Origin of the sequence: Actinobacillus pleuropneumoniae, assembly GCF_003290385.1 — a bacterium.
GTDB classification, from domain to species: Bacteria; Pseudomonadota; Gammaproteobacteria; order Enterobacterales; family Pasteurellaceae; genus Actinobacillus; species Actinobacillus lignieresii.
The window spans coordinates 1749366-1772242 of record NZ_CP030753.1 but is presented as its reverse complement, the minus strand read 5'-3'; the positions used below and the strand labels follow the sequence as shown (position 1 = coordinate 1772242).

At 41.8% G+C, this 22877-nt stretch carries 22 protein-coding genes; 10 read left to right on the top strand and 12 right to left on the bottom strand.

The features are described 5' to 3' along the window. Positions 1–28: 28 nt before the first annotated feature. The 6 genes from cysE to lysM all read right to left on the bottom strand — a co-directional run bounded on the left by cysE (position 29) and on the right by lysM (position 5114). Positions 29–844, bottom strand: coding sequence for a serine O-acetyltransferase (gene cysE, locus DRF63_RS08245; RefSeq protein ID WP_005598772.1), 816 nt, complete (start codon positions 842–844; stop codon positions 29–31). A gap of 11 nt (positions 845–855) precedes the next feature. Then, positions 856–1866, bottom strand: a complete 1011-nt coding sequence (gene gpsA, locus DRF63_RS08240; protein WP_005598771.1) for an NAD(P)H-dependent glycerol-3-phosphate dehydrogenase — start codon at positions 1864–1866, stop codon at positions 856–858. 184 nt (positions 1867–2050) lie between these two features. Then, entirely contained in the window at positions 2051–2551 is a 501-nt protein-coding gene (secB, locus tag DRF63_RS08235) for a protein-export chaperone SecB (RefSeq protein WP_005598769.1), read from the bottom strand. A gap of 24 nt (positions 2552–2575) precedes the next feature. Further along, entirely contained in the window at positions 2576–3025 is a 450-nt protein-coding gene (locus DRF63_RS08230; RefSeq protein WP_005598767.1) for a rhodanese-like domain-containing protein, read from the bottom strand. Positions 3026–3157: 132 nt separating this feature from the next. Beyond that, the gene (tig, locus tag DRF63_RS08225; protein WP_005598766.1) at positions 3158–4459 is read right to left on the bottom strand and encodes a trigger factor; all 1302 of its coding nucleotides are present in this window, start codon (positions 4457–4459) and stop codon (positions 3158–3160) included. 211 nt (positions 4460–4670) lie between these two features. After that, positions 4671–5114, bottom strand: a complete 444-nt coding sequence (lysM, locus tag DRF63_RS08220; protein ID WP_005598764.1) for a peptidoglycan-binding protein LysM — start codon at positions 5112–5114, stop codon at positions 4671–4673. A 318-nt stretch (positions 5115–5432) separates the two neighbouring features. Here lysM and DRF63_RS08215 point away from each other — a divergent pair, with 318 nt between their 5' ends. The 5 genes from DRF63_RS08215 to DRF63_RS08200 all read left to right on the top strand — a co-directional run bounded on the left by DRF63_RS08215 (position 5433) and on the right by DRF63_RS08200 (position 10235). Next, complete coding sequence (locus tag DRF63_RS08215; protein ID WP_005598760.1) at positions 5433–5870, top strand: DNA polymerase III subunit chi; 438 nt, start codon at positions 5433–5435, stop codon at positions 5868–5870. Beyond that, positions 5871–6293, top strand: coding sequence for a GNAT family N-acetyltransferase (locus DRF63_RS08210; protein ID WP_005598759.1), 423 nt, complete (start codon positions 5871–5873; stop codon positions 6291–6293). Between the two features lie 158 nt (positions 6294–6451). Further along, on the top strand, positions 6452–6628 hold the full coding sequence (locus DRF63_RS11155) for a hypothetical protein (protein WP_005598756.1): 177 nt from the start codon (positions 6452–6454) through the stop codon (positions 6626–6628). 251 nt (positions 6629–6879) lie between these two features. Continuing rightward, positions 6880–7356, top strand: coding sequence for a hypothetical protein (locus DRF63_RS08205; protein ID WP_005619261.1), 477 nt, complete (start codon positions 6880–6882; stop codon positions 7354–7356). A gap of 14 nt (positions 7357–7370) precedes the next feature. After that, positions 7371–10235 carry a valine--tRNA ligase gene (locus DRF63_RS08200; RefSeq protein ID WP_043991894.1) on the top strand — a complete coding sequence of 955 codons (2865 nt, stop codon included), beginning with the start codon at positions 7371–7373 and terminating at the stop codon, positions 10233–10235. 58 nt (positions 10236–10293) lie between these two features. Here DRF63_RS08200 and DRF63_RS08195 read toward each other — a convergent pair. Both DRF63_RS08195 and thrC read right to left on the bottom strand, forming a co-directional pair. After that, positions 10294–11627 (bottom strand): IS3-like element ISApl3 family transposase gene (locus DRF63_RS08195; RefSeq protein WP_108744159.1). Its coding sequence is split into 2 segments (ribosomal slippage): positions 10294–11174 and positions 11174–11627, totalling 1335 coding nucleotides; the frame shifts between segments, so codons are not numbered across the junction. An 85-nt stretch (positions 11628–11712) separates the two neighbouring features. Further along, the gene (gene thrC, locus DRF63_RS08190) at positions 11713–12993 is read right to left on the bottom strand and encodes a threonine synthase (RefSeq protein WP_005598749.1); all 1281 of its coding nucleotides are present in this window, start codon (positions 12991–12993) and stop codon (positions 11713–11715) included. Positions 12994–13125: 132 nt separating this feature from the next. Between thrC and mgsA the strand changes: the two genes are divergently transcribed. Then, positions 13126–13584, top strand: a complete 459-nt coding sequence (mgsA, locus tag DRF63_RS08185; RefSeq protein ID WP_005598748.1) for a methylglyoxal synthase — start codon at positions 13126–13128, stop codon at positions 13582–13584. Between the two features lie 81 nt (positions 13585–13665). Beyond that, the gene (yccS, locus tag DRF63_RS08180; protein WP_005598747.1) at positions 13666–15840 is read left to right on the top strand and encodes a YccS family putative transporter; all 2175 of its coding nucleotides are present in this window, start codon (positions 13666–13668) and stop codon (positions 15838–15840) included. Between the two features lie 67 nt (positions 15841–15907). On the opposite strand, the gene DRF63_RS08175 is transcribed toward yccS, so the two are convergent. From DRF63_RS08175 to DRF63_RS08165, 3 genes are all read right to left on the bottom strand, one after another. Further along, positions 15908–17272, bottom strand: coding sequence for a patatin-like phospholipase family protein (locus tag DRF63_RS08175; protein WP_005598745.1), 1365 nt, complete (start codon positions 17270–17272; stop codon positions 15908–15910). 146 nt (positions 17273–17418) lie between these two features. Further along, entirely contained in the window at positions 17419–17721 is a 303-nt protein-coding gene (locus DRF63_RS08170; RefSeq protein ID WP_005598743.1) for a helix-turn-helix domain-containing protein, read from the bottom strand. Between the two features lie 245 nt (positions 17722–17966). Next, entirely contained in the window at positions 17967–18536 is a 570-nt protein-coding gene (locus DRF63_RS08165; RefSeq protein WP_005598741.1) for a Dps family protein, read from the bottom strand. A gap of 315 nt (positions 18537–18851) precedes the next feature. Between DRF63_RS08165 and DRF63_RS08160 the strand changes: the two genes are divergently transcribed. The 3 genes from DRF63_RS08160 to DRF63_RS08150 all read left to right on the top strand — a co-directional run bounded on the left by DRF63_RS08160 (position 18852) and on the right by DRF63_RS08150 (position 21319). Beyond that, positions 18852–19541 (top strand): pirin family protein, encoded by a 690-nt coding sequence (locus DRF63_RS08160; protein ID WP_005598738.1) that lies wholly within the window; start codon positions 18852–18854, stop codon positions 19539–19541. Between the two features lie 137 nt (positions 19542–19678). Continuing rightward, a complete protein-coding gene (locus DRF63_RS08155) occupies positions 19679–19951 on the top strand; it encodes an ACT domain-containing protein (protein WP_005598736.1) in 273 nt (90 codons plus the stop codon). 12 nt (positions 19952–19963) lie between these two features. Beyond that, entirely contained in the window at positions 19964–21319 is a 1356-nt protein-coding gene (locus DRF63_RS08150) for a PFL family protein (RefSeq protein ID WP_005598734.1), read from the top strand. A 108-nt stretch (positions 21320–21427) separates the two neighbouring features. On the opposite strand, the gene mnmE is transcribed toward DRF63_RS08150, so the two are convergent. Next, entirely contained in the window at positions 21428–22786 is a 1359-nt protein-coding gene (mnmE, locus tag DRF63_RS08145; protein WP_005598732.1) for a tRNA uridine-5-carboxymethylaminomethyl(34) synthesis GTPase MnmE, read from the bottom strand. Positions 22787–22877: the final 91 nt, after the last annotated feature.

The window sequence follows — 22877 nt, the reverse complement described above, 5'->3', positions numbered from 1 at the left end:
CATGATTTTTAGGAGATTTTGCTAACGGCTAAATTCCGTCTCCATAAGTCCCTTCGATATCTTCAAAATATTGGTTCATATCAAAAGCCGGTTTTTGTACGGACGATTGCCCAATAATACGAGCCGGTACACCCGCTGCGGTAGCGTGATCAGGAACAGGCTGTAATACAACTGAATTGGCACCGATTTTTGAATAACGTCCGATCTCAATATTACCCAAGATTTTCGCACCGGCACCAATCATTACGCCCTCACGAATTTTAGGGTGACGATCGCCGTGCTCTTTACCGGTACCACCAAGAGTTACGCCTTGTAAAATAGATACATCATTTTCAATTACCGCCGTTTCACCCACTACAATACCTGTTGCGTGGTCAAACATAATGCCGCAACCTAATTTGGCAGCGGGATGAATATCTACGTCAAATGCCACGGAAATTTCATTTTGTAGATAAATAGCTAATGCTTTACGTCCTTGCTGCCAAAGGTAATGAGTAACACGATAGCTTTGGATTGCATGATAACCTTTTAAATATAACAACGGTGTTGTCCATTTATCTACCGCCGGATCTCGGGTACGAACCGCATCAATATCACAAGCGGCACTGGCAATAATTTGAGGGTTAGTTTGATAGGCCTCTTCGATAATTTCTTTTAATGCGATTGCCGGCATGATCGGGTTAGCGAGTTTATTCGCTAAAATATAGCTTAACGAGCCGCCTAAATTGCTATGTTTTAAAATAGTCGCATGGAAAAAGCTGGCAAGCATCGGTTCATTATCGACAAGTTCTTCAGCTTCTTCTCTAATATTTTTCCAAATTTGATTAAGTTCACTTTCGTTCATCTAAAACCTCTTTATTCGCCTTTGCGTTCACGCCCTAATAGGCTCGTAGCAACATCATGCGCATTCTTACCGCAGAATAGCATTTGATAGATTTGTTCGACAATCGGCATTTCGACACCTTGGGTCTGAGCCAATAAATACGCTTCTTTGGTATTGTAGAAACCTTCCACCACTTGCCCGATTTCCGCCATAGCTTCCTCAGCGGATTTTCCTTGTCCGAGCATTAAACCGAAACGACGGTTACGCGATTGGTTATCGGTACAAGTTAGTACCAAATCGCCAAGTCCCGCCATACCCATAAAAGTATTGGCATTTGCACCGAGTGATGCGCCTAAACGGCTGATCTCAGCTAAACCGCGCGTAATAAGTGCCGTTCTTGCATTAGCACCAAAGCCCATTCCATCGGAAATACCAGCCCCGATTGCAATGACATTCTTAATCGCACCGCCTAATTGCACACCTATCATATCGTTGTTCAAATAGACTCGAAACGCTTTAGCACAGTGAATACGTTGCTGCATTTCATCGGCAAATTGGCTGTCTGTTGAGGATAGTGCGATAGCTGTCGGTAAACCTTGAGCGAGTTCTTTGGCAAATGTCGGCCCGGATAGTACCGCTAACGGGTATTGATTACCAAGAATTTCTTGTGCTACGGTTTGTAATAGTCGTCCGGTATTACGTTCCAGTCCTTTCGTTGCCCACATAATACGATGATGGGCACTTAACAGAGGCTTTATTTGTTTTAGCACATCGGCAAATACATGGCTTGGTACAACGATTAAAATGTCTTTGGCTTTAGCAATGGCTTGAACTAAGTCACTTTCAATCTCTAAGGCATCGGGAAAAGCAATATCCGGTAAAAAAGCGTTATTCATTCGCTCGGTTGCCAACACCGCCATTTTTTCCGGTTGATGTCCCCATAGGTAGGTTTTATGTCCGTTACGTGCAAGTGCGATTGCCAAAGCGGTACCGTAAGAACCGGCACCTAAAACCGTAACGGGTGCCGAATACATTTCACTCATTATATTGTCCTTATCTGATGAAATATGTTGAAATTAGCATTCGTATAGGCTGTTAAACAATAACGCTCAATATATCATTTGAGATAAATCCGTCAATTATGCTTATTTAAACCTATGCAAAGTTTTGAGTTATGAATTGGGTGGAGAAAAGAAAAGGTATGCAATTTGCATACCTTAAAAGAGATTAGTTTACTGCAGGTGCTTCCGCGTTTTGTTCCGCTTCTTGACGTTGTAAGTAATCCATAAACAACGCATCGAAGTTTACCGGAGATAAATTTAATGCAGGGAAGGTACCACGGTTTACTAAGCTGGAAATTAATTCGCGAGCATAAGGGTAAAGTACGTTCGGGCATTGTGATGCGAGGCAATGTGCCAATTGAATGCCTTCTATACCTTTAATTGTGAATACGCCCGCCTGTTTCACTTCACAGATAAATGCGGTATCGCCGCTATCTTCTAATGTAGTTGAAACATTAATGTGTAATACCACTTCATAGAGATCTTCATCTAACTGTTTGGTTTCCGTATCAAGTTCAAAACCTAATTGAGGTTTCCATTCTTGATGGAAAATAGTCGGTAGATTCGGAGCTTCGAATGAAACGTCTTTGATATAGATACGTTGAATTTGAAGTTCGAACGGAGTTTGCGCTTCTTCTTGAGCGGCCACTTGGTTTTCTTCAGCCATAATATTTCCTTTAATCTATTTAAATTATTTATGTTTTTTAACTGTCGGAAGATTCGCAGCTTTCCAGCCTAAAATACCTTCTTTTAATACATACACTTTAGCGAAACCTTGTTTGGCAAGTAAATCCGCACTTGAACCGGCAGAGAAACCATTGCTATCAACTAAGATAACCGGGCGATCTTTGTATTTCTCGATCGGATGAACATTATTGGCTTTGATTTCACTCGGCAGAATATGATGACTTTCAACGATATGCCCCGCACGGAATTCATCTTCCGAACGTAGATCGAGGAAAATACCTTCTTCTTTATTAACTAATTGTGTTGCTTGAGCATTTTCAACGATTTTATATTTGCTGGTTACGCCTTTATAAAAATTGAATAAAACCGCAACCACTAAGGCAATCCAAGCAAAAATTAAAATAGGATGGGCCGCAATAAATTGTTGGAGCTGTTGAGTAAATGTTAAATCCATGACTAAATTCTCTTCTTGTTAAAAAGAAAGCGGTCATTTTTAGAGAAATTTTTGCAAATTTTTTCCTAAAATCAACCGCTTATAAAATGCTAATTAAAAGCCCTCCAAACCGGAGAGCTTTATGTTTGAGAATTAGCCTTGAGCTTGTTGAGCCATTACTTCATCAAAAGAAGTCGCTTTTTCAGTTACTTTTGCTTTCGCAAGTACAACTTCAACCGCTTGCTCTTCTAACACTACGTTACGGATATTTTCGGTTAATTGACGGTTTTTCGCATAATGAGCAACAACTTCCGCCGGTTGTTCGTAAGCTGAAGCGATTTCTGCAATCGTTTCTTCAACACGTTTTTCATCAACTTTTAATTCGTTAGTACCGATTACGGTTGAAAGTAATAAACCTACTTGAACACGACGTTTTGCATCCGCTTCGAATAATTCCGCCGGTAATTGTGCAGCCATTTCCGGTTTACCACCGAAACGTTGAACCGCTTGACGACGTAATACGTCCACTTCTTCCGCTACCGCTGCAGCCGGCACTTCAATTTCATTTTGTGCGATTAAACCGTTGATTACTTGGTTTTTAACGCGTGCGGTTACTGCGTTTTTAAGTTCACGTTGCATATTTTTCTTAATTTCCGCACGTAAATCTTCTACAGTTTTTGCTGAACCGAATTTTTTCACGAATTCTTCGGTTAATTCAGGTAATACGATATTTTCTACTTTCTTAAGTGTAATTGCGAATTTCGCCGCTTTACCTTTTAAGTTTTCAGCGTGGTATTCTTCAGGGAAAGTAACATCGATATCGAATTGTTCGCCGGCTTTGTGACCAACGATACCTTCTTCAAAACCAGGGATCATACGACTTTGACCCATTGCTAAAGTGAAGTCTGTCGCTTTACCGCCTTCAAACTCTTCACCGTCTACAGAACCTACGAAGTCGATTACAACACGGTCTTCCGCTTGTGCCGCTGCTTGAGATTCAGCCCAAGTCGCTTGTTGTTTACGTAACACATCGATCATTTTGTCTAAATCAGCTTCTGTGATTTCTACAACCGGTTTTTCAACTTCGATATTTTCTAAGCCTTTTAATTCAACTTCCGGGAATACTTCAAAAGTTGCAGTGAAGCTGAATTCTTGACTCGGTTGGTAGTTGTTCGGTGTGAAGGTAGGACGACCGGCAAGGTTAATTTTCTCAGCGATTACCGCATCAAAGAACGCACGTTGCATTTCATCGGATAATACGTCTTGGCGAGCCGCTAAACCGAAACGTTGTTCGATAATTGCGTGCGGTACTTTACCTTTACGGAAACCGTCTACACGAGCGTTTTTCGCATAGCCTTTTAATTGCTCTTTGTAAGCCGCTTCGATTTTATCAGCAGCTACGGTAATAGTTACGCGGCGTTGTAAGCCTTCTAAAGTTTCAATAGAAATTGACATTCTTAAACCTCAAGTTGGGGGTATATAAAAGATACAGAAATAGACGTTCATTGTAACGTTATGTCAATGAACTGTCGAGGGATATTGCGCGGATAATGGACAATTGATAAGAAATAATCAAAAAAAATCAGCAAAATTTATCCGTTAAGCGGTTAAATTTTACTGATTTTTTATCATCAATACGGTTTACCTTATCTTTCCGATTTAAAGACTATAAACCTTTAGGAATACGGATTTTTTGACCCGGGAAGATTTTGTTTTCGTCTTTGATTACTTCTTTATTCGCTTCAACGATCGCTTTATATTTCGCACCGTTACCGTATGCTTTAGTTGCGATTTCCCATAAAGTATCGCCTTTTTGGATCACATAAAATTCATCGTCACCGGCAAGCGCTTCGCCGTTAGCAATTTGAACTCCGTCGATTTTCACTTCTGAAATACCTTCGATGTTACCCGCCATTAATACCGCTTTTTCTACCGCTGCCGCAGTCGCCGCAATACCGGTCAAATTCGCCACACCGTTTTCAACGGTAACTTGAACGTTCTCGACACCCGGATTATCTTCGTTTAAGTGTTCGGTTACCGCTTGTGAAGCTTCTTCTTCTTTATTGAAAAGTTTTTTGCCGATATTGGCTGCAAAATCAAATAAACCCATGGTAAATTCCTCTAAAGTTAGGTTTAAGGGAGACTATATTCTACATCATTATAGGGTGATTGAAATAGCCGAATCGTTGCGTTAGATTGATGATAAAAAAATAAGTTCAATCTGCTACGGATAATACCGCTTATCAAGTTTTTAATCGTTAAGTGAGAAAATTGACGGCTTATCTTTGATAAGCGGTTGTTTTCAGTAAATGTTTTACAAAAAATTGAGTAAAAATGACCGCTTACGTTTCAAATTTTCTTCATTTTCGGCTAAAATCTCATTCTTTTGTATTTTTCTTCATTCATTTTATTCAGGCAAGGGCGAATCGTGAAACAAGTTAAATTTTACCTGTTGAATCAAGCCGGCGGGCAAGAGCTTTCTGCAGTTGAAGCGATGGCGTGTGATTTAGCGGCGGATGCGTGGCGTTTAGGTAAACGGGTATTGATTGCCTGTGAAACCGAACAACAAGCCTTGAATATTGACGAAGCGTTATGGGCAAGAGATCCCGATTCGTTTGTGCCGCATAATCTTTCCGGCGAAGTCACGCAATACGCTACACCGATAGAAATTTCATGGAAAGGCAAGCGTAATGCACAACGCCGAGATTTATTGATTTCGTTACAAACAGCCGTACCGGATTTTATCAACAGTTTTAATCAGATTATTGACTTCGTACCGGCAAATGAAACGGAAAAAGTACAGGCACGCGAGCGTTACAAACAGTACCGACAATTGGGTTGGCAATTGGAAACGGAACAAGCGTAAATGTGGTATTGCAAAGCCTTTTCACAATTATCTACAAGAGAATTGTTTGAAATTTACAAGTTACGTACCGCCGTGTTTGTAGTGGAACAAAATTGTCCTTATCAGGAAGTGGATGAGTTAGATCTTATTGCCACGCATTTATTTGCAAAGAATAATGAGAATTTAACCGCTTACTGTCGCATAATCCCTTGCGAAGATTATATAAAAATCGGGCGAGTATTGGTGGCAATAGAATATCGTGGAACAGGTTTAGCTCGTGAATTAATGTTACAAGCGGTCGAATTTGCCGAGAAATCCGCAAAACCAATCAAAATCCAAGCGCAAAGTTATTTACAAGGATTTTATAAAAGTCTTGGGTTCACAGCGACTTCCGGAATTTATTTAGAAGATAATATTCCTCATCTTGATATGGTTTTTAATTAAGCATAATTCAGCCCCACTAGGGCTGGAAGCTAGATAAAATACAGAGCCACAGCGTGGCTCACTCAGCCGAAGGCTGATCCTAGCAACGTACGGCTTGCCGTGCGTGGAAAAAGAGCGGTCAAATTTCCGCAAAAATCTACAAATTTTGGAGAAAGAAAATGACCAAAATTGAACAAATTAGAGAACAACAACGCCAACTGCAAATTCAATTTAAGGCGTGGATGGACGATAAGAAAAAGCGTGAAATGCTAACGTTTCAGCGACCGAATGGAAATATTGTTCGACATTATCCTGACGGACGTGAAGAGGTCATAAAATATGCCGATAAATCCTAGCACGGCAAAGCCGTACTAGGTTAAGTATAGTTCAGCCCCGCTGGGGCTGTAAGTTAGACAAAATACAGAGCCACAGAGTGTCTCACTCAGCCGAAGGCTGAGCCTAACCACGTACTGTTTGCCGTACGTGGATTACGAGCGGTTAAATTTCTGCAAAAATTTGCAATTCCAAATGCTAACGCTCGCCTCCTGATGGGTACTATCGGAGTTTCAATAAATAAGAGGTAACATAGAGTCTATCGGAGAATTATATGAATAAACCATCTCTTTTATCTTACTTTAATTCTGCAGCATTAATTTTTTTATTATGTTCTCACTTTGGTTTAATCGAACCTAAAAATTGGCTATATAATTTCTCACAATCATCAGGAGTAAAGATTATAACGCCAATACAAGAAGTTAAAAACACTTTAGAGTTATATAAAAAAGACTTGGAAAATTTGCAAAACAATACTTCTAAATATGCTTTAAAATCAGAGCTCACTAGTGTAACTAATAATTTACAATCAAAGTTAGATACAAATATATTAGATATCAAAAATGTAATTAAAGAAAATCAGCAGTCGATAAGAGCAATGCAGGGACAAACTAACATATCAAGGGAAATTAAGTATTGGCAAAATAAATACGACAATAATAGCTGTAACTCTAGTTATCAGGTTAATTCTAATTTGTGTATAGAGTTAAGGAACAGAATTAGTAATGTACAACAAAAACTATCATATTAAATAAGAGTAAAACAATGACCCAAAACCTCCAAATGGCAGACCGCTTTGACTCATCAGCGGTTGAACAAGCACTTTATAAACACTGGGAAGAACAGGGCTATTTTAAGCCGACTGAGAATCCTTCACTGCCAAGTTACTGTATCGCAATTCCACCGCCGAATGTAACCGGTTCATTGCATATGGGGCACGCTTTCCAACAAACTTTGATGGATACGTTAATCCGTTTCAACCGTATGGAAGGTAATAACACCCTTTGGCAAACCGGTACAGACCATGCGGGTATCGCAACCCAAATGGTGGTGGAGCGTAAAATCGCAGCGGAAGAAGGCAAAACTCGCCACGATTATGGGCGTGAGGCTTTCATCAACAAAATCTGGGATTGGAAAGCTTATTCAGGCGGCACAATCAGCCAACAAATGCGCCGTTTAGGCAACTCAATCGACTGGGATCGTGAACGTTTCACCATGGACGAAGGCTTATCGAATGCGGTAAAAGAAGTGTTCGTTCGCTTACACGAAGAAGGCTTGATTTACCGTGGTAAACGCCTCGTAAACTGGGATCCGAAACTTCACACCGCAATTTCAGATTTAGAAGTGGAAAACAAAGAGAGCAAAGGTTCACTTTGGCATTTCCGCTATCCGTTGGCAAACGGTGCGAAAACCGCGGACGGTAAAGATTATTTAGTAGTGGCAACCACTCGTCCTGAAACCGTATTAGGCGATACGGCGGTAGCGGTTCACCCGGAAGACGAACGTTATCAATCATTAATCGGTAAAACCGTGGTATTACCGCTTGCAAACCGTGAAATTCCAATCGTAGCAGACGAATACGTTGATCGTGAGTTTGGTACAGGTGTAGTGAAAATTACCCCGGCACACGATTTCAACGACTACGAAGTAGGTAAACGTCATAGCTTACCAATGGTAAACGTGATGACGATGAATGCGGATATTCGTGCGGAAGCGGAAATTATCGGTACGGACGGTAAACCGCTAACCACTTACGAAGCGAAAATCCCTGCGGATTATCAAGGTTTAGAGCGTTTCGCTGCACGTAAAAAAGTGGTGGCGGATTTTGAAGCGTTAGGTTTATTAGACGAAATCAAACCGCACGATTTGAAAGTGCCTTACGGCGACCGTGGTGGCGTGCCAATTGAGCCAATGCTGACCGACCAATGGTATGTGAGTGTGAAACCGCTTGCCGAAGTAGCGACCAAAGCGGTGGAAGACGGCGAAATCCAATTCGTACCGAAACAATACGAAAACCTTTATTTCTCTTGGATGCGTGATATTCAAGATTGGTGTATCTCTCGCCAATTATGGTGGGGGCACCGTATCCCTGCGTGGTATGACGAAGCGGGCAATGTGTATGTAGCACGCAATGAAGAAGAAGTGCGTTCAAAACACAACTTACCAGCGGATTTACCATTAAAACAAGATGAAGACGTGTTAGATACTTGGTTCTCATCAGGCTTGTGGACGTTCTCAACTTTAGGTTGGCCAGAGCAAACCAAAGAACTGAAAATGTTCCACCCAACGGACGTGTTAATCACAGGTTTCGACATCATCTTCTTCTGGGTTGCGCGTATGATTATGTTCACGATGCACTTTGTGAAAGATGAAAACGGCAAACCGCAAGTTCCGTTCAAAACCGTATATGTAACCGGTTTAATTCGTGATGAAAATGGTCAAAAAATGTCGAAATCTAAGGGTAACGTGCTTGACCCAATCGATATGATTGACGGTATTTCCCTTGAAGATTTACTCGAAAAACGTACCGGCAATATGATGCAACCGCAACTTGCGGAAAAAATTGCTAAAGCGACTCGCAAAGAGTTCGAAAACGGTATCGCTGCACACGGTACGGACGCATTGCGTTTCACGCTTGCCGCATTAGCGAGTAACGGTCGTGATATTAACTGGGATATGAAACGTTTAGAAGGCTACCGTAACTTCTGTAACAAATTATGGAATGCAAGCCGTTTCGTATTAACCAACGATAAACTTGATTTATCAGCAGGCGAAGTGGAATACAGCTTAGCGGATCGCTGGATTGAATCTGCGTTTAACCGCACGGTTGGTACATTCCGTGACGCATTAAGCCAATATCGTTTCGACTTAGCGGCAAACGCAATTTACGACTTCACATGGAATGAGTTCTGTGACTGGTACTTAGAGCTAACCAAACCAGTCTTCGCCAACGGTACAGAGGCTCAAAAACGTGGTGCAAGCCAAACGCTCGTACGCGTACTTGAAAAATTATTACGTTTAGCACACCCGATTATGCCGTTCATCACCGAAGAAATTTGGCAGAAAGTGAAAGGTTTTGCGGGCATTGACGCTGATACCATTATGTTACAACCGTTCCCGAAAGTGGTGAAAAGCGAGTTAGACGAATCTGCAGAAATGCAAATCGGTTGGATTAAAGAGTTAATCATCGCTGTGCGTAATATCCGTGCGGAAAGCAACATTGCACCAAGTAAAGGCTTAGAATTCCTTGTTCGCAACGTATCTGACGAGCAACGCAAAATTCTTGCGGAAAACGACCGCTTGTTAAAAGCAATGGCGAAATTAGATAGCGTACAAGTGCTAAGTGCGGACGAAAATGCACCGCTTTCAGTCGCGAAATTAGTCGGTAATGTGGAAGTGCTAATCCCAATGGCTGGCTTTATTAATAAAGAAGCAGAGCTTGCTCGATTAACTAAAGAAATCGAGAAAATGCGTGGTGAAATCACTCGTATTGAAAACAAACTCGGCAATGAAGCCTTTGTGGCAAAAGCACCGGAAGCGGTGATCGCTAAAGAGCGTGAAAAAATGCAAGAGTACCAAAACGGTTTAGAGAAACTTCAAACGCAATACCAAGCGATTGAAAATCTTTAATCGAAGTAAGTAGTAAAAAAGCGGTCAAATTTGATCTGACCCCAAAAAGTTAGACTGTTTAATTTAAGGACTGAGTTCTGTATTGTACAGGGCTCAGTCCTTTTAATTTCACTTGAATACGCTCATTGTTGTAATAATGAATGTACTCGTGAATCACTTTCTCAAGTTGTTCGAAAGTTTCAAATCGCTTACCAAAGTAACATTCCGTTTTCAATCGCCCAAAAAAACTTTCCATCGCCCCATTATCCAAGCAATTCGCTTTTCTCGACATACTTTGTTTAATATGATGTTTTCTCAGCATGTCTTGATAGTCTGCCATCCGGTATTGCCAGCCTTGGTCGGAATGTAAAATCGGTTTAGCGTCCTTAGGCAGTTTTGCGACCGCTTGCTTTAGCATCCGCATCACTTGCTCAAAGTTAGGGCTTCTTGCTAAATCATAAGCAAGAATTTCACTATTAAACAAGTCCTTAATAGGCGATAAATAGAGCTTGCCTTCCGCACATTTAAACTCGGTGATATCCGTGACGAGCTTTTCATTTGGCGCCGTTGCGTGAAAATCCCGTTGCAATACATTCTCGGCAATTTTACCCACTTCACCTTGATAAGAACGATATTTCCTCTGCTTACATTTCCCTTTTAAATCAAGCTGTTGCATTATCCTTTGAATACGCTTATGGTTAATCGCACCCAAAAAATCACGTAACTTTAACGTAATACGACGATAGCCGTAATTGCCATCATTATCCTGATAAATCTCAATCACTTTCTGCCTAATCACTGCATTTTTATCGATTTTAGGCGGTAAGTGATAAAAGAACGTACTACGTTTTAAACCAGTCAAAGGGAGGAGGATTTCTAAGGGAAAATCCACTCGCAACGTTTTTACGATGGCTGCTTTTGCCGCATTTTTTGTTGGTTGAACTCCCGCAACTTTTTTAGGTAAGCATTCTCCGCTTCCAGCTCTAAAATACGATAACGTAAGCGTTCTTCCTCGGTTTTAGGTGGAGGAGGCATTTTCGGGTATTTCGGTTTCATTGTCGGACGACCTTTGGGCTTGGGTAATAAGCCGTTTATACCTTGTTCTTCAAAGATGTGCAACCATTGGCTAATCGAACCTGAATTAGCAATGCCAAAATGAAGGGAGGCGCTTTCCGCAGAAAATTGCCCCTTTTTGACCGCTTGTATGACGGTTAATTTGAATTCGGGGGAATATTTTTGCTTCTTACCTATCACCGCTAGCCCATTGATTCCGTTATGATTAAATTGAGCAATCCATCGAGTTAAGGTTTTCTTGGATAATTGAAAATATCGTTGAGTGAATAAACGGTTTTTGTCATTTTGAAGATAAAACTCGATGACTTGTTGTTTGAATAGCGAGTTATATTTAGTCATAAAAAATCTGCACCTTAATCCGTTGGAGGTTTAGTCCAACTTTTGGGGGGCAGATCACTCCGAGTGCTTTTCTTTTAATAGCTAATTAGTTACCCGCTAACAAATACTCACGTAATTTGGCGAAATCCGCCGGCATAGTGTCGGATAATAATTCCATTTTGTTATGTTTATCCAATGCTTCCGGTAGTGGTAATTCGATGTTAAGAATACGTTCTACGCTTTCTTTGAATTTTGCCGGGTGAGCGGTGCAGAGGAAAATACCGGTTTCGCCCGCTTGAAGCTGATCTTTTAACGCTTGGTAAGCGATTGCACCGTGCGGTTCGCATAAGTAACCTTCCGCATATTGTGCTTTTAATGCTGCTTCGGTTTCCGCATCGTTTAATGCCGCCGAACCTAAATCGCTTAACGCCCAACCGTTGCGTTTAAATAATTCTTCCACACGAGGCCAGTTGTTCGGGCGGCTTACGTCCATTGCGTTTGAAAGCGTTGCTACCGTTGCGTTCGGTTCCCATTTACCTGATTTTAAATAACGCGGCACTGTGTCATTCGCATTGGTTGATGCGATAAAACGTTTAATTGGTAAACCTAAGGTTTTTGCGATTAAACCAGCGGTTAAGTTACCGAAGTTACCGCTTGGTACTGAAACCACTACATCAGAACGTTTTGCTTTCGGTAATTGTGCTACCGCTTCAAAGTAATAACAAACTTGCGCTAATAAACGGCTGATATTGATTGAGTTTGCGGAGTTTAAGCCGATCGTTTGACGTAATTCAGCATCGTCAAACGCTTGTTTTACTAACGCTTGGCAAGCGTCAAAGTCCGATTCGATCGATACGGTACGAATATTACCGCCTAAGGTACAGAATAATTTTTCTTGTAACGGGCTGATTTTGCCTTTCGGGTAAAGGATCACTACATTGATATTTTCTAAGCCATAAAATGCGTGCGCTACCGCCGCACCGGTGTCGCCTGAGGTTGCGGTTAAAATGGTGATTTTGCCGTCACCACGCACGCTTGCCAGTGCTTGCGCCATAAAACGACCGCCGAAGTCTTTAAATGCCAATGTCGGGCCGTGGAACAGCTCAAGTGCATAAATATAGTCATTCACTTTTGCTAATGGAGCAGGGAAAGTAAACGCATTTTTTACCATGGCATTTACCGTTTCTTGCGGAAGTTCGTTACCGATAAGTGCCGCCAAAATTTTTTGGCTGCGTTCAACCAAAGGTAAATCCAGTAACGCATCAATATCGTCAAATTTCGGTAACACTTCAGGGAAAAATAACCCCTGATCCTTACCTAAACCTTGGCGCACGCCTTGTGCGAAATTAACTTGTTCTTCTGGGTGTTTGATGTTGTATAAGTTCATTAGGAAAAGTCCTTTATTATTAAGTATTAAGAGTGATTTGTCAGATTCTAGCTATTATCGTTCGTTAGTCAATGCAAAAGGCGTAAATAAGCGGTATTATTTGCGCAAATTTTTACAAAAAGGAAACCTGCTATGAAAACAACAATTCGAAAAATATCCGCCCGAAAAAGTATTGCTTTAGTGGCGCACGACAGTTGTAAACAAAGTCTGATTCAATGGACGCTACAACACAAAGCGAGTTTAACGCCGCATACCTTATATGCAACCGGTACGACCGGACATCTGTTAGCTCGTGAAAGCGGTTTAAACATCCAAGCGTTATTAAGCGGCCCGATGGGCGGCGATCAACAGTTAGGCGGGCTGATTGCAGAGAAAAAAATCGATATACTGATTTTCTTTTGGGATCCGATGAACGCCGCACCGCACGATCCGGATGTCAAAGCGTTAATGCGTATTGCGACGGTTTGGAACATTCCGGTGGCGATCAACGAAACCAGTGCCAATTTCCTGCTCAGTGCCGCACTATTCGATCAGGAAATCGGAATTAACGTACCGGATTATGACAGCTATCTCGCCGAACGTTTAGCTTAAACGTTCGTTTTGCTCTTGTTCAAGCGGTCGGATTTGCTTTAAAATTTGTAAAAATTTAGCCGAATTCGACCGCTTCCTATCATGAAAAACTTCCTAAAAACATTCCGATTCGATTGGTTATCGGAAAATATGATTAAAACGCTACCGATCTTTATTTCAATTAATCTGGTTTCGCTCGTCGTGTGGCAACTGCAAATGTCACATTTGGCGATGTCGCTGATATTAGGGGTTATCGCCGGCGGTTTGGTGGATTTGGATAATAGCCCGACCGGCAGAGTTAAAAATCTGGTATTAAGTTTACTTGCCTTTGCCGTTTCATCGTTAGGCGCACAATTTTCACTCAGTTTCGGTTGGCTGTTTTTACCGGCGGCAATGTTAAGTACCTTTATTTTAGTGATGCTCGGTGCAATCGGACAACGCTACAGTACGATTGCGTTCGGTTCGTTAATCGTTGCGGTTTACACCAGTTTGGTCTATACCCCCGAAAGTATTTGGTACGGCAATATGTTGATGATCTTGTCCGGCGCATTAATTTACGGGGTGGTGGCGTTAATCGTGCATTTATGTTTCCCAAATCGTATCGTTCAGGAAAACTTAGCCAAAGCCTACGATGCGTTAGGCGCCTATTTACAAGCCAAATCGGAATATTTCGACCCCGATGACGATGATCTCGCCGCCAAACAGCTTGCTTTAGCCAAAGCGAACCAGCAAATTATCCAAACTTTCGACCAAACGCGGATTTCGTTGTTTTATCGCTTGCAAGGGCGTAACCGCCATAGCCGTACCCATCATTTGCTTCGTTATTATTTTACCGCACAGGATATTTGGGAGCGGGCAAGTTCCAGCCATTATCAATATCACGAATTGTTTCAACAATTAAATAACAGCGATTTGATGTTCCGTTTCCAACGTGTAATGGAATTACAGGCGATTGCCTGCCAGCGAGTTGCTTCGGCATTACGTCACGGCGAAAGCTATCAGCATAGCGCAAGAGGAGAAAAAGCCTTACAAGGGTTACTTAACTCGCTGCATTTCCATAGCGAACGGGGCTTAAAATCCGCTCATCGTTGGCAATCTATTGCGGAAAACCTACGGAATATCGAAGGGCAATTAAACCAAATCGAACAAGAAAACGGTGTGGACGACTTACGTAAAGACGTGGTGAAATCCGCCCGCCTGATTGCGGAGAATGTATCCGGTCTCAGAAATATGCTTAACGCGATTCGTAGCCAATGTACGCTGTCTTCACAACTATTCCGCCATGCGATTCGCTTATCTATCGTGGTGTTCGCCTGCAGTTTAGTCGTGCAATTATTAAATTTGGACGGCAAAGGCTATTGGATTTTACTGACCGCCGTATTTGTCTGCCAACCGAATTATGCCGCAACCAAAAAACGGTTGGTTCAGCGAATTATCGGTACGGTATTAGGCGTATTTGTCGGCTTCCTGTTCCAATATTTTGCGCCGAGTTTAGAAGCGCAGCTCGGACTTATCAGCATTACCGGCAGCTTATATTACTTCTTCCGCATCAGTAATTACGGTTTCTCAACCTTCTTTATTACATTACTGGTGTTTGTAAGTTTAGACGTTTCCGGTTTAGGGGCGGAAAACGCTCTATTACCGCGTTTATTCGATACTCTCATCGGCACGGCATTAGCGTGGTTTGCGGTTTCGTTTATTTATCCGGACTGGAAATACCTCAATCTGCATCGCAATTTACAAAGCACACTTGTCGCCAGCGGACAATATTTACGCCATATTTTGGCGCAATTGCAATTCGGTTATAACGACCAATTAGCCTATCGTGTCGCCCGCCGTGACGTACATAATAATATTTCGGCATTAAGTGCGGTGATTTCTAATATGCACGGCGAACCGAAAAAATATCGAGAAGTGCTGGACTTTGCGCCGAAACTATTAGGCGTAACCTATACGTTGCTCGGTTATATTTCGGCATTAGGCGCATATCGAGTGGAAAGTTCGGAATTAAGTCATAATATTGATTTTTCGGCGATATTTTTCAGTAAGGGAAAACAGGTGGTCGATATATTAGATGCGATCACACAGATGAAAGATAGCGAATCCGTTCCTCTGCAACTCAGTGAAATCGATACGGCTCTCAATCACTTTGAACAGACCTATCAAGACGGCGGCGATAAGCTCGCTCTGGTATTGGTTCAACAACTACGTATGATTACTCAGTTGTTACCGCAATTACAACGCTTGGTGAATAAAGAACAACTTTACCGGGAATAACACTCAAACAAGCGGTCGAATTCAGCGAAAAAATGACAAAATATTCGTTAAATTCGACCGCTTCCTTTTATCTCAACGAAGAAAGAGCGGCGCGATATTCATCAGATTGTTGTAATAAAATATAAGCGGCTTGGCGCAGCTTATCGACATCGTCTTCAGGCAAATAAAACGAAGTACTGATGTTCAGCACGTCTTTTTTCAATTCGCCTTCCGGCAGGTCTTTCAAACTCAAACCCACAAAATGCAATCGAATTTTCTGCCCTTTCTGAGTTACGGCGTATTTATTCCACGCATCGGTAAAGGTACGAAAACGACGTAAGGTATTTTGAGTCGTTTTATCAATCGGCACGTTGATAATCGTATTAATCACATCGGTTACGCTCGGCACGTTTGCAGTCGTATCTATTTCATTGGTGACTTCGTTTTGCGCATTCACATTAATCACGATAATATTCTTAATTCGGCTCTGTCGAATGATTTGATAAAGCTGTTCCATACCGAACGCTTCGGAAATATCCAACAAACCGGCTAAACCCAAATTATCGGTTAAACCGCCATCAACCAAGTGGATAAACGGTCGTTCTCGACTATTTTGGTAAAGCGTCAGCATATGCTTGGTTTCTTGAATATTTTTGGTGGTTAAACCGTTTACCGTCTGCTCACGTACTACGAACTCTTTCGGCATCTTAAACCGACAATTTCCGCCGTTATTATTGAGCGTTAAAGGTGCAAAAATCAGCGGTACGGCACTGGATGCCGCCACCGCACGCGCAATTTCCAGATCATTGAGATTTAGACAAAGCCCGTCGAACGTTTCTTGCGTAAAGCTGAACTTCTGCCCCATATTCATATCAGTTGCGCTGATCACGGCAAAAGGTCCTTTGCGGTTTTTCTCTAAATCCTCGAACGTTTTTCCCTTATACAGCGCAATATTGAGCTGTTCTTGAAGCAAATCGCCTCTGCCGAATTGCGGAGAAGTTAAACGCGGAATATTGGAAAGCGAAAAGACTTGACCGATGACTTCTCGCTGAAAATTTCTTTTCAGAAATTTTTCCTCGAATTTAGGAATGACATCTCGTCCTTCCAAAGCGAAATAACCGGCTAACACCGAACCGCCGGATACGCCGTACACCAAATCGATATTATCAATTAGGCTCGAACCTTTCTCCGTCGGACGAATATGTTCCAATTTAAGTTGTTCTAATACGCCGTAGCCGAGTGCTGCCGCTCGCGTACCGCCGCCGGAAAACATCAGGATAACGAGATTACCGTCTTCGGTATTTTTATTGATGGTGGATTGTAAACGATAGCCTTGATCAGGGTTAACTTGCGTAATGGATTGAACCGGTTGATAAGAAACCAAGCTACAGGCGGATATGCCCAGTACAGCGATTAGCCCTATAGATTTTTCTAATAATGTTATCGGCTTCATACGCAGCTATCTCATCAACACGGTTAAGATAATGGAAACGTAAATAATAATTTATAGATAAGAATAACGATGATAAACAAGAAAACAAGCAATCCATTTTAATCTCCTTTAAAACTTCTCAAAATGGATTGCTTATTTTATTAAAGCTAGAGTTTGTAAATCACCGACTTACCGGAAGGTAAGGCAACCGCAATCTGTAACTGTCCGCCGATAGCGTCGATATAACGTTGAATGGAAGATAATTTTATATCCGTTCCCCGTTTTTCCAACGCCACAACGGAAGGCTGGCTAATTTGTAATTTATTAGCGATCTCTTGTTGCGTAATTTGCAGTTCTTCACGTAAATGGCTTAATTTTAAATCTAAACACATCGTCGTTTCTTCAGCGAATGTTTTCAGACGATTGAGTTTATTATGCTTTAAGATTTCTCTTAGCTTTTTTTCTTTCATTTTAATAACCTCTTTTTAGTGCGACAATTTAGTGCGACAAATAAATTATAATCAATTTAAAGCCAGCCTCGAACCCTATAGGATAAACGGGTAAAATGCACGAGAAAAATATTAATTTTGCGATCTGGATCGCAAAATCAAAAAAAATAACTTGCATTTTGCCAAAAAATTAAGCAGTCAATTTCTTTGCAAGATTTGCATTGAAATCAACCGCTTATTTTAGAAGGATACAATCAAAATTCTAACTAGATATTACCGCTACCGTCATCTAAATGCGCACGGATAAACCATTGTAATTTTTCTAACGCACTAATTTGGCCTACTAATAAATCTTCGCTAACCGGATCTAAATGACCGTTATGCTCAAGCACCACTCGATGCGCTTCAATATTATGCGAGTAATACGAATCGATCATTTTTAAATGATCCTGTACCGTCGCACGACCTAACGGATATTCAGGCGTTTGACGAGTCGCAACTAAATTACCGGATAAACCGTTCGGCGCTACGCCTAATGTCGCCATACGTTCGGCAATTTCATCTACAAATTCACGTACTTCATCAACTTGGCTATCCAGCATTTCGTGTATCCCGATAAAACCTTTACCAACGACATTCCAGTGTACGTGTTTTAAAATCATCGCCAATTCGTTTAAACCTTGTAAGCGCATTTGTAACGCATCGGCAATTAAATGACCGGTAGAAACGGTTAAACCCGGAACGGTGTGAGTAGCATTTTTATTTACGTCTGCGCTGAGTGCTTGTGCTTGGGTACTTAAAGTTAATACTGGGAAAGTAATAGTATTAGTTGTCATAATTTATACTCCTATTGATTTCTTTTTCATCATTTAACTGGGCAAATTATGAGTAAAATTCACAATACTGTCTAATTGTTATTACTGATAAGTACGATAGGCATTAATAGATAAAACTAATTAAATAAGGTTATATAAATAGGTTATTTCTATTAATGATTCTGAAATTCATTTGCAATAAGTTTATTATCCACCATAAGTAAATAGTTATTCCACAAATGTGATATTTATCCACTCATATCTTCCATTTACAATACTCCTAATCACAACAGCGGTCAAATACCGTATCAAATCACAAAGTTTAAGGAATTTAAAATGTTACAAGTCAGAAAAGCGAATGAACGAGGCGACGGTTCATTCGATTGGTTGGAAAGTTATCATACGTTCTCTTTTGCCAATTATTATGATCCGAAGCATATCCATTTTTCACATTTACGAGTGATTAATGAAGATTTTATCGCACCGGCACGCGGTTTCGGTATGCATCCGCACGACAATATGGAAATCCTCACTTATGTACTTAACGGGCGTGTCGCTCATAAAGACAGTATGGGTAACCAAACCGAAGTAAAAGCGGGCGAATTCCAAATTATGTCGGCAGGGACGGGCGTTTTCCATTCGGAAATCAATCCGGATCTGGAAGAAACCTTACATCTTTATCAAATTTGGATTATCCCGAATCAAAAAGACGTAACGCCTCGTTACAGCCAAGATAAGTTTGCCGATCGTGAAGGCGGTACGTTAATTTTATCGCCGACCGCCGAACAAGGTTCGTTTAAAATTTATCAGGATATGAAATTGTGGCGTTATCAATATGCGGCAAATAAAAATGCGCAAATCGAATTGGATAGCAACCGTTCATACTGGCTACAAGTGGTAAAAGGTCAATTAAGCGTAAACGGTACAAAACTTGAAACCAGCGATGCGTTAGGCATTCGTGCCGAACAACTATTAACGATTGAAACCGATAGCGACGTTGAATTTTTATTATTCGATTTAGTTTAAACATTAACCACGGAATTTACGCCGTGGTTTTTTTATTTTAATTTGCGCAAACGTTTGCGCAATGTCTGGTCAAACAATCGAAACGGCGTTATACTCATCGCTCCCATCTAATAATATGCAAACTCGGGGAAGCGACAATGAGCAATTCAGTTATCACCGTTATCGGTAAAGACCGTGTCGGTATCGTGTACGACGTATCGAAAATTTTAGCGGAAAATCAAATTAATATCGTAAATATCAGCCAACAATTAATGGATGACTTTTTCACGATGGTGATTTTGGTGGATACGACAAAATGTGCTAAATCCTTTCCGGAATTAGCCGAGTTTTTCACGCAAGAAAGCAAAAAATTAGCGTTAGATATTCGTATCCAAAACGAAGAAATTTTCAAAGCGATGCACCGTATTTAAGGGAGTGGAGAAATGAGTATTCAATCCAGCGAAATTATTGAAACGATAAAAATGGTCGCCGACCAAAACTTTGACGTGCGAACCATTACCATCGGTATCGATTTACACGACTGTATCAGTGCCGATATCGACCAGTTAAACCAAAATATTTATCAAAAAATTACCACTGTCGGCAAAGACTTAGTCGAAACCGCCAAAATCCTTTCCGCTAAATACGGCATACCTATTGTTAATCAGCGTATTTCCGTGACTCCTATCGCACAAATTGCCGCAGCAACCAAAGCGGATTCTTATGTTTCTATCGCACAAACACTTGATCGTGCGGCAAAAGCAATCGGTGTGTCTTTTATCGGCGGTTTTTCTGCATTAGTACAAAAAGGCATGTCACCTTCCGATGAAGTATTAATTCGATCGATTCCGGAAGCAATGCAAACCACCGATATCGTGTGTAGCTCGATTAATATCGGCTCAACCCGTGCCGGTATTAATATGGATGCGGTAAAACTTGCCGGCGAAACGATTAAACGTACCGCTGACATTACTCCGGAAGGTTTCGGCTGTGCCAAAATTGTGGTGTTCTGTAATGCGGTGGAAGATAATCCGTTTATGGCGGGTGCATTCCACGGTTCAGGCGAAGCGGATGCGATTATTAACGTGGGGGTTTCAGGCCCGGGCGTGGTGAAAGAAGCGTTAGAAAATTCCAATGCGACAACCTTAACCGAAGTGGCTGAAGTTGTGAAGAAAACCGCGTTTAAAATTACCCGTGTCGGTGAATTAATCGGTCAAGAAGCGGCAAAAATGCTGAATATTCCGTTCGGTATCTTAGACTTATCGCTTGCACCGACACCGGCAATCGGTGATTCCGTTGCGCGTATTTTAGAAGCGATGGGGTTAAGTGTATGTGGTACGCACGGTACTACTGCAGCCTTAGCATTATTAAACGATGCAGTGAAAAAAGGCGGTATGATGGCGTCCAGCTCTGTCGGCGGTTTAAGCGGTGCGTTTATTCCGGTATCGGAAGATGAAGGGATGATAGCTGCTGCGGAAAGCGGTATCTTAACGCTAGATAAATTGGAAGCGATGACAGCCGTTTGTTCGGTCGGTTTAGATATGATCGCCGTACCGGGTAAAACGCCGGCGCACACTATTTCCGGTATTATCGCCGATGAAGCGGCAATCGGTATGATCAACAGCAAAACTACGGCGGTACGTATTATTCCGGTCACCGGCAAAGATGTCGGCGAAAGCGTCGAATTTGGTGGTTTACTCGGTTATGCGCCGATTATGCCGGTTAAAGAAGGGTCGTGCGAAGTGTTTGTGAATCGCGGCGGACGTATTCCGGCACCGGTTCAATCAATGAAAAACTAATCGCTATTTAGCTTTAAAACTTATAAAAAGCGGTCAATTTCAATAGGAATTTTGCAAAAATCCTGAGAAATTGACCGCTTGTTTTTTTATATCTTCACTTTCTTAGGCTTATTTACCGATACAGAACGAGCTGAAAATATTGCCTAGCAGATCATCCGAGGTAAATTGACCGGTAATTTCGCTTAACGCATTTTGTACCATACGCAATTCTTCTGCGAGTAATTCGCCGGCGAAGAATTGGGTTAATTGGATATGACCGCGTTCTAAATGCTCTGCGGCGGTTTCCAATGCCTGTAAATGACGGCGGCGAGCTAAGAAGCCGCCCTCGGTCGAGCTTTGATAACCCATTGATTTTTTAAGGTGCTCACGCAGTAAGTCCACGCCCACTTTGGTTTGTGCCGATAAACGAATCAAAGTAAAACCGTCCAACTCTTGTAAGCCTTCAGCCTCGCCGGATAAATCCACTTTGTTACGAATCACGGTAACCGGAATGTTTTGCGGTAATTTGGCTAAAAAGTCCGCCCATTCGGTCTTAAATGCTTCCGCCGTTTGTTCGGTGCTGTCGATCATCAATAATACGTGATCCGCCTGTTCGATCTCATCCCACGCACGTTGGATCCCGATTTTCTCCACCTCATCGTTCGCTTCACGTAAACCGGCGGTATCAATAATATGCAGCGGCATACCGTCAATGTGAATATGCTCACGCAATACGTCACGGGTAGTACCGGCAATATTGGTTACAATCGCCGCTTCTCTGCCCGCTAAAGCGTTTAACAGGCTCGATTTACCGGCATTCGGGCGACCGGCAATCACCACTTTCATCCCTTCACGCAAAATCGCACCTTGTTTCGCTTCTTTGCGTACGCCGTTCAGTTGGCGAATAATATCGTTTAAATGCCCTTCGATTTTGCCGTCCGCTAAAAAATCGATTTCTTCATCAGGGAAATCAATCGCCGCTTCCACATAGGTGCGCAGATAAATGACCGAATCGACTAGCTGATTAATCTTATTAGAGAACTCGCCTTGTAGCGATTTTAACGCCGAACGTGCCGCTTGCTCGCTGGTCGCATCAATTAAATCGGCAATCGCTTCCGCTTGTGCGAGGTCGAGTTTATCGTTTAAAAAGGCTTGCTCGGAAAACTCGCCGGCACGGGCAATACGTATGCCTTTAATTGTTAAAATACGTTTCAGTAAAATATCTAAGATGACTTGACCGCCATGCCCTTGCAGTTCTAACACGTCTTCTCCGGTAAACGAGTTCGGCGCTTTAAAGAACAACGCAATACCTTGGTCTAACACCGTGCCGTCTTGCTCTTTAAACGGTAAGTAATTGGCAAGACGAGGTTTTAGCTCTTTGCCCAGCACTTCTTTTGCCACCTCTTGAGCCAATGGCCCCGAGATGCGTAAAATGCCCACGCCCCCACGACCAATCGGGGTTGCCTGAGCGACAATCGTATCTTTCATTTGGATCCCTTCTTATTAAAGAAGCGGTCGTTTTTGCAAAAAAATTTGCAAATCGGACCGCTTGTAATCGTTCTATTATAGCATAAAACGG

Coding starts and splice junctions, on each gene's coding strand:
- cysE (WP_005598772.1), bottom strand. CDS start 844: ATGAACGAAAGTGAACTTAATCAAATTTGGAAAAATATTAGAGAAGAA.
- gpsA (WP_005598771.1), bottom strand. CDS start 1,866: ATGAGTGAAATGTATTCGGCACCCGTTACGGTTTTAGGTGCCGGTTCT.
- secB (WP_005598769.1), bottom strand. CDS start 2,551: ATGGCTGAAGAAAACCAAGTGGCCGCTCAAGAAGAAGCGCAAACTCCG.
- DRF63_RS08230 (WP_005598767.1), bottom strand. CDS start 3,025: ATGGATTTAACATTTACTCAACAGCTCCAACAATTTATTGCGGCCCAT.
- tig (WP_005598766.1), bottom strand. CDS start 4,459: ATGTCAATTTCTATTGAAACTTTAGAAGGCTTACAACGCCGCGTAACT.
- lysM (WP_005598764.1), bottom strand. CDS start 5,114: ATGGGTTTATTTGATTTTGCAGCCAATATCGGCAAAAAACTTTTCAAT.
- DRF63_RS08210 (WP_005598759.1), top strand. CDS start 5,871: ATGTGGTATTGCAAAGCCTTTTCACAATTATCTACAAGAGAATTGTTT.
- DRF63_RS11155 (WP_005598756.1), top strand. CDS start 6,452: ATGACCAAAATTGAACAAATTAGAGAACAACAACGCCAACTGCAAATT.
- DRF63_RS08205 (WP_005619261.1), top strand. CDS start 6,880: ATGAATAAACCATCTCTTTTATCTTACTTTAATTCTGCAGCATTAATT.
- DRF63_RS08200 (WP_043991894.1), top strand. CDS start 7,371: ATGACCCAAAACCTCCAAATGGCAGACCGCTTTGACTCATCAGCGGTT.
- thrC (WP_005598749.1), bottom strand. CDS start 12,993: ATGAACTTATACAACATCAAACACCCAGAAGAACAAGTTAATTTCGCA.
- mgsA (WP_005598748.1), top strand. CDS start 13,126: ATGAAAACAACAATTCGAAAAATATCCGCCCGAAAAAGTATTGCTTTA.
- yccS (WP_005598747.1), top strand. CDS start 13,666: ATGAAAAACTTCCTAAAAACATTCCGATTCGATTGGTTATCGGAAAAT.
- DRF63_RS08175 (WP_005598745.1), bottom strand. CDS start 17,272: ATGAAGCCGATAACATTATTAGAAAAATCTATAGGGCTAATCGCTGTA.
- DRF63_RS08170 (WP_005598743.1), bottom strand. CDS start 17,721: ATGAAAGAAAAAAAGCTAAGAGAAATCTTAAAGCATAATAAACTCAAT.
- DRF63_RS08165 (WP_005598741.1), bottom strand. CDS start 18,536: ATGACAACTAATACTATTACTTTCCCAGTATTAACTTTAAGTACCCAA.
- DRF63_RS08160 (WP_005598738.1), top strand. CDS start 18,852: ATGTTACAAGTCAGAAAAGCGAATGAACGAGGCGACGGTTCATTCGAT.
- DRF63_RS08155 (WP_005598736.1), top strand. CDS start 19,679: ATGAGCAATTCAGTTATCACCGTTATCGGTAAAGACCGTGTCGGTATC.
- DRF63_RS08150 (WP_005598734.1), top strand. CDS start 19,964: ATGAGTATTCAATCCAGCGAAATTATTGAAACGATAAAAATGGTCGCC.
- mnmE (WP_005598732.1), bottom strand. CDS start 22,786: ATGAAAGATACGATTGTCGCTCAGGCAACCCCGATTGGTCGTGGGGGC.